The sequence below is a fragment of the Paenibacillus sp. FSL K6-2862 genome (assembly GCF_038005125.1).
GTDB classification, from domain to species: domain Bacteria; phylum Bacillota; class Bacilli; order Paenibacillales; family Paenibacillaceae; genus Paenibacillus; species Paenibacillus illinoisensis_A.
Genome location: NZ_JBBOSN010000001.1, coordinates 2326357 through 2342456, shown reverse-complemented (window position 1 = coordinate 2342456; position 16100 = coordinate 2326357). Strand labels below are relative to the sequence as shown.

Genomic DNA, 16100 nt, shown 5'->3' with positions numbered 1-16100 from the left:
AAAGACAATGGGTGTTCCAGGACTCCTTATCATATCTTACGATCTACTTAAAGTTCAATGATTACTTGAACAAACCAAAACTCTTCATGTACATTGAAATTCCTGCTGTGATTTAGTCAGCCTGATGCACTCTGCCATACGCATGGGTCTTCTGCCCTCTAACACCGGGCCTAACCACAAAGACAGAACCGGCATCAGGCGTCTCCACCAAACGTTCCTCACTGATGCCTATTCGCGCAGTTGTGATATAGAGATCCTCCAAGTCAGGTCCGCCGAAACAACAGGAGGTTACCTGGTCTGCAGGCACTTCAATCTGCTCCAGTAATTCTCCGTTGTGCGGGTTCCACCGTGTCACTCTTGCGCCGCCCCAATGAGCAACCCACAACATGCCCTCGCTATCCACCGTCATTCCGTCAGGGAAACCAAAGTCCTCCGGTACCGAAATAACACTTGTTCGATTCGTGATTTCACCTGCTGCGAGATCAAAATCAAATCGGTCAATGGAACGTGTAGGGGTATCGATATAGTACATCGTTTGCTCATCCGGACTCCAGCCAAGTCCATTGGAGGTAGACACATCTCGAACCATGGTTCTAACCGGTTTGCCTTCCTCGAGACAATACAGTGAGCCTGCTTTACTTTCATCATGCAAACTCATTGTACCCGCCCAGAACCGACCAAGGGAATCACATTTCCCATCATTGAATCGATTGGTGGCTTTGTCGCTCTCGGGATCCTCGATTGCCTTCAATTCTCCCGTGCTCAGATGGTAGGTATGGAACCCGCTTCGGAGCGCCACAACAACTTCATCGCCGCGATAGGGAACAACAGCACCCACATGTTCACCTACGTCGTAAGCCTGATCCTGCCCTGTTTGAGGATCATAGACATGCACCTTGTAACTTTCGATATCCACCCATAACAAACGATTGTTTTCTGCATCCCAGCTTGGACCTTCCCCCAGCCGTGCCGGGGTATGTACTGCAATGTTAAGCTTGCTCAAGCAATCACATCCTTTTATGATTTGGCGCCGCCTGACCATTCAAAACCGATGGCATCCAAAAATGCTTTGGATAAAATCATATGGCCTGTTGCATCTGGATGAACACGGTCATAAGTCAGAACTGACGTATAGAAATGATCCCAGAACGGAACAAAGGCTGCCTGTGTATCCACCAAAATGGCATCAAACTCATTCGCTACCCTACGCACAGCTTCGCCATAGATATCCATTGTCGCGCGCATAGGATCTTCTGGATTGGCCTCCAGGTAATATGGGGTCATCAAGACAAGTCCTTTTAGATTGGGGCGAACAGAAGCCACAAGTTCTCTCAAAGTGGATTCATACTCTTCCAAAAACACATGCGAATCTGCCGAAAGTGGACGGTCGAACTGACGCCATACATCGTTAATGCCAATCATGATCGTCAACCAATCGGGCTTCAGATCAATAACATCACGGTCCCAGCGCTGCTTCAAATCGCGAATGGTATTCCCACTATTACCCACATTCTGAATACGCAGCATCAACTCCGGATAAATGGAACGCAAAAGTGCGTATACCTGTGCAACGTAACCATGTCCAAGTCCTGAACTGCCTTCACCTACAGGATGTTCACGACCACAGTCCGTGATGGAATCGCCAATAAAGAGCAGCTTGTCATTCTTTTGAAATTTCATAGTCGTATCTCCTTCGCCCTATAGCGCATTAAAATGAGGGGTAAACGGTTACCATCCTTGATTTTTGAGCCAAGTCAGCAACAGATCCGACCACGCCCGAACGGCATGATCATCTTCAGCAAGGCCCAGACCATGCGATCCTTTTTCGAATACATGCAGATCATAAGGAATACCTTGAGCACCCAATGCAAGTGCATAACGCAGGCTATTTTCAACAGGCACCGCCTGATCATCACTCGTATGCCAGATAAATGCTTCAGGTGCGTCAGCTTTAACCTGCTGCTCTGCGCTAAATGCTCTAATCTGTTCAGGCGAGGCATCCGGGCCCAACAGATTTTCGCGCGAACCAGCATGTCCGTATGATTCCATCGTTATAACCGGATAACAGAGAATAACCCGATCCGGGCGTGAGCTTTCACGCTCAATCGGATCTTCGTGATTCGGCTGTCCCTTATCATAAAGGGTACCCAGTGTAGCTGTAAGATGGCCGCCTGCAGAAAAGCCGAGTACAGCGATTTTGGAAGGATTGATACCAAATTCATGGGCATGGGCGCGTACATATCGGATGGCACGCTGACCATCGGATAGTGGTGCCGGATGCTGATGCGGGGCTACGCGGTATTTCAGCACAAATGCACTAATACCAGCACGGTTGAGCAATTCGGCAATTGGGGCTCCTTCGTGATCTGCGAGAAACCCGTAACCGCCGCCGGGACATACAATGACAGCGCTCTCGGAACCAGGCTGAATAAAAGGTATGAGATGTGGCATTTCTTCTTCATGCCCTTTAGCCGCATGAGGTGCTGCGTGATCCCATAATGGAATGGTTGTTGTTGTCAACTTCTATCATCCTCTCTTAGTAGAACGGATACGATCATCCGCTTTCGTTTTCCAATTGAAGGAATCGATATCATCATACGGCAACTGCCCCCATGCATCAATACCTTCCTTGCATCACTTTTGTTCATAGGCACATCGCGGGCGGAAAAACACGGTTAGATACCGTAATCTAAGAGCCGTACTCCTCCCTACTTCGCTATAAATATAACGTTCGAAACTGCTCAGGTGTTACACCTTCAATTCGCCGGAATGTTGCTACAAAATGGCTCGCATCGCGAAAACCGACGCGCGCAGCCGTTTCCTTCACAGTCAATTTGCTGTTCCCTGTCATCCATTCCTTGGATTTGCGAATCCGCAGAAGAATAAAATAGCTGTAGGCCGTCATGCCGAATGATTGTTTAAACAACGTATTCAAATGTCTTGGTGTAATTCCTGGCACGGCAGCCATCTGTTCAAGTCCGATATCGGGATCCGCATAATGCTGGTCCATGAATGCAATGAGCGGTGCTAGCCGTTCCACGGCATGCGAGATGGATGACCGGCTGCCAGTCATGCCGTGTTTTTTGAGCAGGATCAAAAAGCGGTACATATCGGCGGAAGCTTCCAGTCCGGACAAGTCCTGGTCACTGCCGATGGAACCCAGCACCTCCCTGCCGTAGTTCTCCAGCGGGCTTCCTGCTTCCCATTGATGAAGTGCCGCCTCCCCAAGTCCAAGTGCCTCGGTAATGGCCGGACACTGGGATCCGCCAAACGTAATATAGAGCGTCTCCCATTCCCCTAATGAAGGTACATATTCATGCGGCTCATTCGGAGGCAGGAGAATTCCGGAGCCTTCACCAAGGACTACAGTTGAACCAGCAAAATGGAACTCCCCTGCTCCCTTCACCGTCTGAAGCCAGTGATAACAAGGATAGCCTGCAGGTCTGAGGACGTTCTCCTGATTGCCGTTATAACCGATGCTTTCGATATACAGCGGGAGCGGCTCTTCGCGCGGAGTCATGAAATATCTTCGATGTGTTGGTGAGATTAACATGGTGTTCTCCTCTCGATGTGTAAGCGTTCAGCCAATGCACAGCTGCTTCTCTCATTTCCATATTCTTATATGAATCATTACTTTTCTTATATTTTAAAAGCTATTTGAATCATATAATATACAATTATTCTTATACAAGAGGTGAATATATTGATTAGCAGCAAATTACCCAAAATGTTCTATGGCGGTGACTACAACCCTGAACAATGGGATCACGAGACCCATCTTGAAGACCTGCGCATGTTTAAACTGGCAGGGATTGATATTGCCACAATTAACGTTTTCTCCTGGGCTCTGATTCAGCCTGATGAGGTAACCTATAGATTTGAAGAATTGGATCAATTAATTAACAGTCTCTATGAAAACGGTGTCTACGTTTGTCTGGCTACCAGCACGGCTGCTCATCCTGCGTGGATGGCCAAAAAATATCCGGATGTACTGCGTGTGGATGCTGATGGACGCAAACGCAAATTCGGCGGACGCCATAATTCCTGTCCAAACAGCCCAACCTATCGCAAATATTCGGAGAAAATTGCCGATAAACTGGCGGAACGCTACAAAGATCATCCTGCTGTCCTGGTATGGCACATCTCCAACGAATATGGCGGAGACTGCTATTGCGACAACTGCGAGAAAGCCTTCCGTGTGTATCTGAAAGAGCGTTACAAGACTCTCGATCAGCTCAATCAAGCATGGAACACCAACTTCTGGGGCCACACCTTCTATGACTGGGACGAAATCGTTCTGCCAAGCAATCTGAGTGAGCACTGGGGTAACAACAACTCGACGTTCCAAGGTATTTCCCTTGATTACTCCCGCTTCAACTCCGACAGCATGCTTGATTGTTACCGTTTGGAATATGATGCGATTAAGAAGCATGTCCCTGATTCGGTCGTAACAACTAACCTGATGGGATTCTTCAAACAGCTTGATTATTTCAAATGGGCCAAATATATGGATATCATCTCTTGGGACAGCTATCCGGGTCTTGCCACACCATTCAGCTTCACCGCCATGGCACATGATCTGATGCGCGGGCTGAAAGATGGTCAGCCATTCATGCTAATGGAACAGACACCAAGCCAGCAAAATTGGCAGCCGTATAACTCGCTGAAGCGTCCTGGGGTGATGCGACTGTGGAGCTATCAGACGATCGCACATGGCGCAGACACCGTTATGTTCTTCCAGCTTCGCCGCTCCATCGGTGCATGCGAGAAGTATCATGGCGCGGTCATCGAGCACGTTGGACACGAGAATACACGTGTATTCCGCGAAGTCGCCCAGCTTGGCAAGGAGCTGCAATTGCTCGGTGACAAAACACTGGATGCTACGGTGGAATCCAAAGTGGCGATTGTGTTTGACTGGGATAACTGGTGGGCCATTGAGAAATCCAGCGGTCCTACCGTTGCCCTGAATTATGTGGATCAGATTCACAAATATTACGCTGCCTTTTTCCGCCGCAATATCCAAGTGGATATTGTCAGCGTGGATACCGATCTTAGCAAGTATGATATCGTTCTTGCTCCGGTACTTTATATGGTCAAACCCGGATTTGCAGCCAAACTGGAGAAGTTTGTTGAAGCCGGCGGTACGTTCCTGACCACATTCTTCAGCGGCATTGTCAATGAGAGTGACCTCGTCACTACAGGTGGTTACCCAGGTGAACTTCGTAAGCTGCTTGGGATCTGGGTCGAAGAGATTGACGCTCTGCTTCCTGAACAGAAGAACAGCATCGTGCTGAAAGACACGTATGGTGATCTTCAAGGCAAATATGAATGCGGCATGCTGTGTGACCTGCTGCACAGCGAAGGTGCTGAAGTGATCGCCGAGTATGGAGATGATTTCTATCAAGGCATGCCTGTCGTAACCCGCAACACGTTCGGTCAGGGTGAAGCATGGTATGTGGCTTCCGATCCGGAAGAACGCTTCCTGGATGGCCTGCTGGGACAGCTTGCGGCAGCCAAAAACATCCACCCTTTGCTCGAAACACCAGATGGTGTGGAAGTAAGCGCACGTACAAAAGACGGCAAGCAGTACCTCTTCGTCATGAACCACAATGCGACCACTCAGTCGTATGAACTTGGAAATGGCAAGGCACAGGACCTCTTAACGGATCGCGAATTTTCGGGTAGTGTGGAGATTGAGGGCCGCGGTGTTCAGCTGCTTGAGATGAAGTAAGTTCGAGATGCAGTGATCCTATCCGTGTTGAAAAAGACAAAAAACAGAACGATTGGTAACCATTCGATACAACTTGTTACGAATTAATCTTAACACTCATGCTTTTTCTTAAAAATTACGTAATTCTCAATCAATTAAGCTAGATGTGATCTTCTTTTCATCATACTAGCTGCTACTAACCGTATCCGTATAACCGGATACGGTTTTTTGGCAACATTTGTGGATTTTTGGTGAGAAGGAAATATTACTCCATAGGGCGAATTTGGACGAGACACATATTATAAGGGCCCCTGCCGGAAAAGCGCTCCCTCATTCACCATTACTCAGCAAAATTAAAGGCATACATATGATTGGTGACACCCAAGATGTCACTAATCGGCTGTTACAATGGCTTTAGCACTCCGGCAACCTTTCCGGCGGCCTAACTCTCGAAACGGAGTGGCTGACATGAACAAAATAAATCGGCTTGCTGCCATCGTCATGGCATTACAGCACGGACTCGAAACAGCACATTCACTGGCAGACAAGTTTGAAGTGTCCCGTCGTACCATTTTGCGAGATATCCAGTCCCTCTCCGAGATGAACGTGCCGATTATTGCTATTTCCGGCCCTGGCGGCGGCTTTCGGCTTATGGAGGGTTATGTGCTGCCTCCACTGCAGCTGGATCCGGTGGAAGCAGCAACTCTCATATTCGCTCTTGAGGGAATTAGCCAATATGCAGATACACCTTTTCAAGAGAAACGCTGGACGGTTATGGATAAAATCAAAGGCATTATTCCGGATGACGTCATGGCTCGAATTGATCCCATGCTCAAACAGCTGAATCACTGTATCCCGGAGCGCAACTATATTCTTCATCATCTGGAACCGCTCCTTGCATGCATTCCTGAACACGGTTGGTTGCGTATCCTGTATCGTTCGGCTGCACGCCAGCGCTGGATCCAGATCCGTCCGATTCGCATTTATGCTTCTGCAGGATTCTGGTACTGTGATGCATATTCAGAGGAACATGGGGAACAGCGTGTGTTTCGAGTGGACCGGATTCTGGAAGCTGAGTCTATTGACTCCTCCAAAACCGAACAGTTAACGATAGATGCCGAGCGCGAATTGAGCCAGCCTCGCCCTTTGGAAAAACCTGCCGTTCGTATCAGAGCACGTTTAAATTACAGTGCCATGGTCGAGGCAGAACAAGACAGGCACATTGGTGAGAAATTGACAGAGATTGCCCCAGATCTCTGGGAACTTTCTTTCCTCTGTCCAGCAGACCAATGGGATTGGGCTGTTCGTTTCTTTTATCGTCTGGGCCGTGAAGCCGAAGTCATTGAACCCGAGGAACTCCGCAGCGAGATCAGGCAGCATGCCCAGGACGTGTACCGATTGTATGTGAGTGCTAACCCTAATTCCTGTACAACTACATAAAAGGAGATGCCTTAACCATGATTACCGAGCCGATTGTAACCTATGAGGAAGCTGTCCAGCGTATACACACTGCGGGATTGCTTCCACTCGCACCGTTATTTCCGGACTTTCCTTCGCTGTCTTCGTTAACGCCATCGGAAAATTGGCATACCGATTCTCCTCTCGATCCCTGGCTGTGGCGTTCACGCCTGGCTGAAGAAGGCACTGCTGCATACGGCAAATTTGTCAAAAAGAAAGCCATCCTCATCTCCCGTGAATGTTTCCCTTGGGTGCACCGGTTGCTATTTGACAGCAGAACCATACAGGAGCAATATGATGCCGGCCTGCTCTCCCGTGACGCATTCAAGCTCTATGAGCGAATCGAGGATCAGGAAGGCATTGATGGACGGGCATTACGTGCACAGGATGGATTTGGCGCCAAGGAAGATAAGAAGGCATTCGATCAAGGGCTATTGGATCTTCAGAGCAGTACAGCCATTGTCATTAGCGGGACCAAGGAAAAGGAAGGTCTCGCAGACGGCAAGGTGGCCTGGAACAGTTCTTCTTATGAGACGGCAGGTCACTGGATGAGCCGTCAGGGTATCGAACCTTTTAACGGCAGCATCACAGAAGCACGTGACCTTTTACTGGACAAACTCGTTGGACACACAACTGAGGCTGGACTGGTAAAAATCAAAAAGGCGTTTGGCATCGTTTAAACCGACATCTTGCACTTAAGATACACTTCGACAATAGAAACAGGCCATTTAAAATGTCGATTATTCATATCTGGACACAACGAAAACCCCGGAGGCCAAATCACCATTGGCTACCGGGGTTTTTAATAAGTTAATTTAGATATGCTATGCCGAGGAATCAAGGAATGTGTAACCTATAGGATTACACCATCTTTGAATATGGCAATTTCCCTAAACCCATGCTGCTCACTGAGTGTCTGAGTACGTCCTGAGGCAATGTCAATCAACTGGCTGAAGAGCTGAACTTTTACGTCATCCATCGTCCGTCCTTCGAGCAGTTGACCTGCGTTGAAGTCGATCCAGTGTTTTTTTCGATTCGCCAGATCCGATTGCGTTGCAATCTTGACCGTTGGTACCGGACCTCCGAATGGGGTCCCCCTTCCTGTAGTAAACAGTACAATGTGAGCACCTGCAGCTGACAATGCCGTGACCGACACCAAGTCATTACCGGGCGCCTCTACAATGTTCAAGCCGGTTTGGGTTACACGTTTTCCATAACGAAGCACATCAACGACGGAAGAACGACCGCCTTTTTGAGTACAACCCAATGATTTCTCTTCAAGTGTCGTTATGCCACCAGCTTTGTTACCAGGGGAAGGATTCTCATATATGTTCTGACCATGGTTTACAAAGTACTGCTTGAATCCGTTAATCAAATCCACCAAATCACCGAAAACCTGTTCATTTGCAGCCCGATTCATTAGAATGGTTTCTGCCCCGAACATCTCTGGCACTTCGGTAAGAATGGCCGTCCCTCCTGCAGCTACCAGCATATCGGCAACGGAGCCCACTAGCGGATTGGCAGTGATGCCGGATAAACCATCTGAACCGCCACACTTCAATCCGATTTTGAGCTTGCTAAGCGGAAGCGGCTGGCGCTGTTCCAGCTCGGCAATCTCCACCAGCTCTTCCATCAGGCGCAAACCCTCTTCAAGTTCATCATCTGCTTCCTGTGCCTTGAGAAAACGGACCTTCCCCTGATACTCTGGTGCGATGCATTCGCGGAACTGGTCGACCTGATTATTTTCACAGCCCAATCCGATAACCAATACACCGCCTGCGTTCGGATGTTCGACGAGGGAAGCCAGCAGCTGCTGGGTATACTTCAGATCATCGCCAAGCTGCGAGCAGCCGAATGGATGAGGGAAATGGTACACGCCGTCCACCCTGCTGCCGAACTGTGATTGCCCCATACGTGCCAGTGCCTCGCATACCTTATTGATGCATCCTACCGTATTAACGATCCATATTTCATTGCGTATGCCTGCCTCTCCATTAGGGCGCAAATAGCCTTCAAATGTCCGTAAATGTTCCGGGGGCATATCGGCTTGAACGGATGCACCAGGCTGATATTCATATTCCAGCAAGCCATGCAGCCCTGTTTTCAGATTATGGCTATGAATCCAGTTCCCTTGTTCAATCCGTTCCTTGGCAATACCGATGGAGAAACCATATTTCAGGACATCATCACCTGGTTCAATTCCATGTACAGCGATCTTATGCCCTTTGGGAACATCATCAAGCAGTGTAAATGAAACCCCGTCAGGGAGGTTGACTGTTTCTCCCTTTGTGTAATCACGAAGAGCTATGATCACATCATCCTGCGGCTGTATGGCAATCCAGTCATGCGTTGTACTTGTTGTATTCATTCCGTCTCACCTTCCAGTAGAACGATCTCATCAAGAAGCGCTTCGCGCAGTCCTCTTCGCTCATTCAGATTCTCTCCCCAAATGGTTGAATCCGCCAATACGGCAGACAGCCTGTCGTTCAACTGCTGCCGGTCCCTACGGAGTGAATCATAGCTCTCCCAATGTGCAGTTAAGGCTGCAAGAACATCCGGGTCGTCCCTCAGCACAACAGATTCACCGTTGAAACGATGCCCATGGTATCCGTCTAACGTATTCACCGGGCGGTACAATAACAACAGTCCGGCAAATCCCCGAACCAGGCGTGTCGGCCAGCTGTTCTGAGTTTGTTCATAAGACAATAAGGTAGGCAGAACACGCACCTTGAATTTGCCAATGGTATTTAACGCAATATCTTGAAGCTTATGATTGATATAGGGATTCAGGAATCGTTCGAATACCTCTTCAGCGTACTGGTCAAGTTGATGATCCGGCATATCCAGCGCAGGCACAATTTCCTGATGCACGGCTTCCCTGATCCATGGTCCAAATTCGGGATCCTCCATCGTTTCCCTCACATACTGCTTGCCTTGAAGAATGCCAAGAGAGGACATCAAGGTATGTGCGCCATTCAAAATACGAACTTTTCGCACCTGATAAGGCTTCAGATCTTTGACCCAGTGAACATTGAGTCCAGCCTGCTTCAGCGGCAGTTTCTTGTCCAGTCCCTCATCAGCCTGGATGGCCCAGAAATGATAAGGCTCTGCCGTGTTAATCAGTTGATCCTCATAACCCCAGCGCCCTGCCAATGTGTCGGCTTCTTCCTCAGCTGGCGCACCCGTTACAATCCGGTCAACCAAATTGTTCAGGAACAGGTTATGGTCTTTAATCCAATCACGGAATGCATCCGAATAGCCAAAGTCCTCACTGTGACGCAATACGCAGCTGCGAAGTACATCACCATTCCCTTCGAGCAGTTCACATGGCAGATGAATCAATCCTCTCGAAGGATCACCCTCAAACCGTACATAACGTTGATGGAGAAACACGGTCAGCTTGCCTGGAAATGAAGAAACAGGCTCTCCTTCCACGTAATCCGACTGAATATATTTTAATCCCGACTCCGTCGTATTGGAGATAACAAACTCCAGTGAAGGAAGCTCGGCCAGTTCCAAAAAGGCCTGCCATTCTTCATAAGGATTCATGCACTGGGAAAAGATCGAAATCATCTCGGTGCGCTCCACGGCTTTACCTTGAGAAAGACCTCGGGTAATCATCGTATACAATCCATCCTGATCCCGGATCTGCTCCAGCTTCGCCTTGCCCCCTGGCCTTGGCTGGGTAACCACCACACTGCCATGGAATTTGCCTTGTCTAGCACTCTCATGAAGCATCCAGTCCACAAATCCCCGCAAAAAGTTACCTTCTCCAATCTGCAGAACCTTTACGGGACGATCCATAATTTCCTTGCACTTTCGCTGCCCGTCGTTTCCCAACAGATTCAGCTTCAGTCTTGGTCGTTTGGTGCTCGCCGACATGCACACTCACCTCATCATTTATTTGTGATCATCCGAATCCGATTTCATCTGTTATACTCATCAATTGAAAACGCTTTAAATTCATTGTATCATCAAAAAAAGGAAATTAAATTGCTTATATTGCGTTAAATATACTCTTTCATGACCAGGCGTGTTCCCCCGTGTATGAACTAGCTTTAGAAAGGAGTCCTTATGGCACGCTCGCCCGTTCGCACAACCATCCAGTCAGAATCAGGCATTCCCTTTCGACTGGTCTATGCAGATACGAAAGCTCCCCACAATGAACTGCCGGATCATCTGCATGATTGGCATGAAATCATTTACGTATATCGCGGTCAAGGGACCATTTTTATCGATACGGGTCTTGAAGACATGCAGACCGGGGATTTATTCATCATTCCTGGCAGTACAGTACACCGGGCTTTGCCGGACGAGATTAATCCTGTAACCTCTTCAGCTCTGTTTTTCAGTCCCGGATTACTGACTGCGGCTGCAGGAGGAAGTGCTTCAGCCCTGCTCTCCCTGTTCGAACGATGCCGCAGACGCAGGGTTTATAAAAGACACCTGACGCCGGAGGAACAAGCCAAAGTGACTGCGTTTATTGAAGAAATCCATGCCGAATTCCAGATGGAAAATCAGCTGAGCGCCCATGCAGCCCTGCTTCGGCTTCAATTGCTGCTCATATTTCTTGAGCGTCTCGAGGACGCCGGCCCTGCGCGCTCTGTTCATTCCAATTCCGGTCCGAGCTGGCTGTCAGCCACGCTGTCCAATATTGACGATAAATTGCGCAGCGGACTTTCCCTGTCCGAGCTCGCTCTGCAGGCTGCAGTTTCTCCTGCTCATTTCAGCAGAGCGTTCAAAAAGTATACTGGCATGACCCTAACCGACTACGCTCTAGCCCGCCGGGTGATCATGGCGAAGGAGCATCTGCTTCGGAGCGATGACACCATGGCATCTGTAGCGGATGCCTGCGGCTTTGAGAGCCTACCCCATTTTTATCGGCAATTCAAAAAAATTACAGGCACCACGCCTGCGGCTTACCGCAGAACGATGAATGGTTGATTTGCAAAAGTGTAACATATTCTTCCATACGGCCCTTGTGGTATGATAATACGGAATAACAATGTCAGAAACGATACGTTTCTTCGGTCAGAGGAGCTTTAGATCCCATGCATAACGAATTCAATCGCCGAAATATCGGTATCTTTGCTCACGTAGATGCAGGCAAAACAACCACAACAGAACATATGTTATATCATGGCGGCATTGTTCGCAGCCCCGGCCGGGTAGATGACGGTACGGCAGCTACGGACTCCCTGGACATTGAGAGAGAACGCGGAATTTCCGTACAGGCAGCCATGACCTCCCTTACATGGAACAATACCGTGATCGACCTCGTCGATACCCCGGGACATATCGATTTTAGCTCGGAAGTGGAACGTTCCCTGCGTGTAATGGACGGTGCCATTCTCATTTTGTCAGCTGTGGAAGGGATTCAGTCCCAGAGTGAGACCATCTGGCACGCTCTGAGATCCCTTCGCATCCCCACGATTATTTATATCAATAAAATGGACCGGATTGGCGCATCAGCAGCAGCCATTATGGAACAGGTTCACTCCACGTTCTCACCATTCGCATGCCCGGTACAATCCTGCGTCATGGATGAGGATTCATTCATCGGAGTTCATTCCTTATGGCGTGATCAGGCGCATCAGCAAACGATTCCCGGACTCTTCGAGATGATTGCAGAGCTGGATGAAGCGATCATGGAATCCTACATTAATGAAGTCCCTCTGCCATCAGAGCAGATTGATTCAACATTCCGCAAGCTGGTGCATCAAGGCGAGATATTCCCGGTTTGTTTTGGTGCGTCGGGGAAAGGTATTGGGGTATCCGAACTGCTTGATTCGGTTACCTGGTTCCTCCCACCTCCTGCAATCACAGTAGATTCTGCGGTCTCGGGGGTTGTATTCAAAATTGAACGAAACAAAACAATGGGACGAACAGCTTACGTACGCATGTACGGAGGCAGCATTCACAACCGGGACACGATCTATAACACGACCAGGGGACTGGAAGAAAAAGTGACTCAAATCCGCCAGATGGATGGTCGCAAATGGTCAGATACCGGAGCAGTACACAGCGGGCAGATCGCCGCTCTTTACGGTCTGAGCGAGACGCATGTAGGTGACATTATAGGAAGTCCAGACGCCGTTCCTCCCATGCCCCATATGGCGGTGCCTTTGCTGACAGTACAGGTACACGGCCAGGATCCGGCACGCTACCCCGACCTTGTTGCTGCATTGCAAGAATTAACCGATGAAGACCCGCTGCTTGACCTGCAATGGCTTCCAGAAGATCGGGAATTGCACCTCAAAGTCATGGGAACCATTCAGCTTGAGATCCTGTCGAGCTTGTTAAGCAGTCGTTTTGGACTGGAAGTTGTTTTTGACCCGCCTTCTGTCATTTACAAAGAAACGTTAAACGCTCCAGGTGAAGGGTTCATCGCTTATACGATGCCTAAACCCTGCTGGGCCATTCTTCGCTTCCAAATGGAGCCGCTGCCTCGCGGAAGCGGTCTGATCTATGAATCCACCGTTCGAACAGACCAACTGCTGCTGCGGTATCAAAATGAAGTACAGCGCCGTATACCAGAGGCCCTGTCTCAAGGCATGTTCGGCTGGGAAGTCACCGATCTGAAAGTAACACTTGTCGAAGGAGAGCATCATGTCTGGCATACGCATCCGCTGGACTTTGTCGTTGCTACACCGATGGGAATCATGGATGGGCTGGCTCGTACAGGAACGAAACTGCTGGAGCCGCTTCTGCAATTCCGCTTGACGGTACCGGAAGAATACGGAGGCAAGGCTCTAAGCGATCTTGTGCATATGCGCGCAACGTTCGAAGCGCCTGTTATTGGCGGCGGGAGATGTATTGTGGAAGGGCAGATTCCGCTAGCCTCTTCCATGGATTATCCGGTGAAGCTCCGCTCTGAAACCGGGGGACGGGGTGTACTTGTCACCTCTTTTGCCGGATATCAGGATTGCCCTCCGGATGTGAAGCCGATGCGCAAGCGCAGGGGTGTGAATCCGCTGGATCAATCCAAATATATTTTGAGTGTTCGAAATGCGATAACATCATAAACGGAGTTGAACTTGTTGTGCTGATTAAATTTTTGATATTCGGCCTTCTATGGCGGATTGTTGGCAATCCGTTTTTGGCTGTTCTGATTCTTCTCATTATTCTGTATTTCCTGGATCGTCGCTATGTCGGGGTGTTCCCCAGTTTCATGAAACCGATCAAACGTATGCGTACGATCTCACGGCTGCGTCAGCAGATTGCGATGAGTCCCAATGAAGTCTCTTCCAAGCTTGACCTGGCCAGACTTCTGATCGAACGTAAACGTTATAACGAAGCTTATGAATTGCTTTTGGAGCTTGAACGTCCCTATGAGCAATCTGCCGAATACTGGGAGGCATTGGGAACGACAGAACTTCACCTTGGTCACATGGAAGCAGGTGAGCGGCATATCCTGCAGGCTCTCGACATCAATCCAAGAGTTAAGTATGGTCAGCCCTATCTAACCTTAGCCAATGCCTTTAAGGAGTCAGATCGAGACAAGGCATTGACATATGTACATCAATTTCAGGATATCCACTCATCCTCGAGTGAAGCCTATTATTTGCTGGGTTCCGTCTACCGTTCGCTGGAACGTACCGCAGATGCCAAGCATGCCTATGAGCAATCCCTGAACGTCTACCGCTCCCTGCCAAAATACAAGAAGCGCCAGGAACGCCGGTGGGCTGTCCGCAGTTGGTTCCGCAAGCGCGGATTGTAGGCAACCCGGTATGTCGACAAGTGTTCGGCATACGCTCAGGTAGAGTCAAATGCCATAACTAAAAGAACGCCGATCTGTTTCAAAACAGAAATCGGCGTTCTTTTGTTTTTGATGCCAAAGACTAAAAGACGCTTGTTCACATTAATAATTTGCGTAAACGCTCTTCATTGTGATTCATCCAGAGGATCCGCTCGCGTAGCTTAATGATCTGGTTAACGGCAACTTCAGGTTCATCCGTTCCTTCGAACATGCGGCTGATAAAATGCATAACCACATCGAGACTGCGCAGCAGAATAAGCTGCGGAATAGCCAGCAGTTCATCCGGCTCCAGAATCACCTGTTTCCGAAATCCTCGGATCAGTCCTTCAAGCGCTTCCCACATCCATTCATCACTCTTGTCCATAGTTAGCAGGTCCGACATGGGAACAGCCAGCTCCATGACCCGCAGATCCCATGTGGCAAACTCAAAATCCAGAATGGCACAGATTCGGCCATCGTCATCCGACAAGACGTTTGATGCATTCACATCTCCGTGAACCAGTTGATGAGGCAGACGTTCCATCCCGTTTAGAGCCTCGAACAAAGCTGGAAGCACAGGCAGCAGATCCTGCATTTCTTCTGCGCACGCCTGGAGTTCGCTAGGTGGAGACATACATAGCTGTATTAATTTTTCCGGCGGACAGAGTGGATACGCCTGTTGAATTTGATAATAAGGCGGGTATACAGGTTCAAGTGATATTTCCAGTCTTGACAGAGCACCAGACAGCAAACCCGCCGCATGTCCCAGTTCAACAAGCTGATCTGGCCTATTCCACACCGGATTCTTGCCCGTATTATACGTAAAGAGGGCTGCGATTTTGTACTGTTCATTCCTCGGATCGTAAATGGAATGGAACGTGTGCCCATCCCCCTTTATGGCTTTGACTGGAGCTGGTACCATAAGTCCGAAGTCCGATTCTCTCAGTGCCGATAACACATGGTGCTCAAAAGCAACTTTCACAAGATCCGTATGTGTTTCGTACACTCTGAGAACATAACGCTCACCATCCAGTTTAAGCATATACGTTGTGTTGTTCATCCCGCCGTATCCGCGTACCGCTTCCCAGCAGGATTGAGGCAGAATTGCGGATATCACTTCCTGTATCAGCTGCTGTTCCAGATCCTCATGAGGACGTAAATGAATGTTGTGCACCGATTAATACTCCTTCAACT

Annotated in this window: 13 protein-coding genes; 6 read left to right on the top strand and 7 right to left on the bottom strand. The window is 48.9% G+C overall.

Going from position 1 to position 16100, the window contains the following annotated elements; translation table 11 throughout:
- Nucleotides 1-112: 112 nt before the first annotated feature.
- The 4 genes from MHB82_RS10835 to MHB82_RS10820 form a co-directional block, all read right to left on the bottom strand.
- Nucleotides 113-1003: an SMP-30/gluconolactonase/LRE family protein gene (locus MHB82_RS10835; protein WP_255247864.1), complete on the bottom strand. Its 891-nt coding sequence runs from the start codon at nucleotides 1001-1003 to the stop codon at nucleotides 113-115.
- A 14-nt stretch (nucleotides 1004-1017) separates the two neighbouring features.
- Nucleotides 1018-1680: an SGNH/GDSL hydrolase family protein gene (locus tag MHB82_RS10830; protein WP_110822642.1), complete on the bottom strand. Its 663-nt coding sequence runs from the start codon at nucleotides 1678-1680 to the stop codon at nucleotides 1018-1020.
- Nucleotides 1681-1728: 48 nt separating this feature from the next.
- Nucleotides 1729-2520, bottom strand: a complete 792-nt coding sequence (locus MHB82_RS10825) for an alpha/beta hydrolase (RefSeq protein WP_181429974.1) — start codon at nucleotides 2518-2520, stop codon at nucleotides 1729-1731.
- 196 nt (nucleotides 2521-2716) lie between these two features.
- Entirely contained in the window at nucleotides 2717-3553 is an 837-nt protein-coding gene (locus tag MHB82_RS10820; RefSeq protein ID WP_110822643.1) for an AraC family transcriptional regulator, read from the bottom strand.
- A gap of 150 nt (nucleotides 3554-3703) precedes the next feature.
- Between MHB82_RS10820 and MHB82_RS10815 the strand changes: the two genes are divergently transcribed.
- The 3 genes from MHB82_RS10815 to MHB82_RS10805 all read left to right on the top strand — a co-directional run bounded on the left by MHB82_RS10815 (nucleotide 3704) and on the right by MHB82_RS10805 (nucleotide 7848).
- A complete protein-coding gene (locus tag MHB82_RS10815) occupies nucleotides 3704-5731 on the top strand; it encodes a beta-galactosidase (RefSeq protein WP_341174655.1) in 2028 nt (675 codons plus the stop codon).
- Nucleotides 5732-6178: 447 nt separating this feature from the next.
- Entirely contained in the window at nucleotides 6179-7150 is a 972-nt protein-coding gene (locus tag MHB82_RS10810) for a helix-turn-helix transcriptional regulator (RefSeq protein ID WP_095358735.1), read from the top strand.
- A gap of 17 nt (nucleotides 7151-7167) precedes the next feature.
- Nucleotides 7168-7848 carry an AlkZ-related protein gene (locus tag MHB82_RS10805; protein ID WP_341174654.1) on the top strand — a complete coding sequence of 227 codons (681 nt, stop codon included), beginning with the start codon at nucleotides 7168-7170 and terminating at the stop codon, nucleotides 7846-7848.
- 173 nt (nucleotides 7849-8021) lie between these two features.
- Here MHB82_RS10805 and MHB82_RS10800 read toward each other — a convergent pair whose 3' ends face one another.
- Nucleotides 8022-9536 (bottom strand): UxaA family hydrolase, encoded by a 1515-nt coding sequence (locus MHB82_RS10800; protein WP_341174653.1) that lies wholly within the window; start codon nucleotides 9534-9536, stop codon nucleotides 8022-8024.
- On the bottom strand, nucleotides 9533-11050 hold the full coding sequence (locus tag MHB82_RS10795) for a tagaturonate reductase (RefSeq protein ID WP_341174652.1): 1518 nt from the start codon (nucleotides 11048-11050) through the stop codon (nucleotides 9533-9535). The genes MHB82_RS10800 and MHB82_RS10795 overlap by 4 nt, the downstream gene beginning before the upstream one ends.
- 192 nt (nucleotides 11051-11242) lie before the next feature.
- Here MHB82_RS10795 and MHB82_RS10790 point away from each other — a divergent pair, with 192 nt between their 5' ends.
- From MHB82_RS10790 to MHB82_RS10780, 3 genes are all read left to right on the top strand, one after another.
- The gene (locus tag MHB82_RS10790) at nucleotides 11243-12112 is read left to right on the top strand and encodes an AraC family transcriptional regulator (protein WP_095358739.1); all 870 of its coding nucleotides are present in this window, start codon (nucleotides 11243-11245) and stop codon (nucleotides 12110-12112) included.
- 107 nt (nucleotides 12113-12219) lie between these two features.
- Nucleotides 12220-14193 carry a translation factor GTPase family protein gene (locus MHB82_RS10785; RefSeq protein WP_341174651.1) on the top strand — a complete coding sequence of 658 codons (1974 nt, stop codon included), beginning with the start codon at nucleotides 12220-12222 and terminating at the stop codon, nucleotides 14191-14193.
- Nucleotides 14194-14210: 17 nt separating this feature from the next.
- Nucleotides 14211-14888, top strand: coding sequence for a tetratricopeptide repeat protein (locus tag MHB82_RS10780; protein ID WP_176476008.1), 678 nt, complete (start codon nucleotides 14211-14213; stop codon nucleotides 14886-14888).
- Nucleotides 14889-15024: 136 nt separating this feature from the next.
- Here the strand turns inward: MHB82_RS10780 and MHB82_RS10775 are convergent, their stop codons facing one another.
- Nucleotides 15025-16080, bottom strand: a complete 1056-nt coding sequence (locus tag MHB82_RS10775) for a phosphotransferase (protein WP_341174650.1) — start codon at nucleotides 16078-16080, stop codon at nucleotides 15025-15027.
- Nucleotides 16081-16100: the final 20 nt, after the last annotated feature.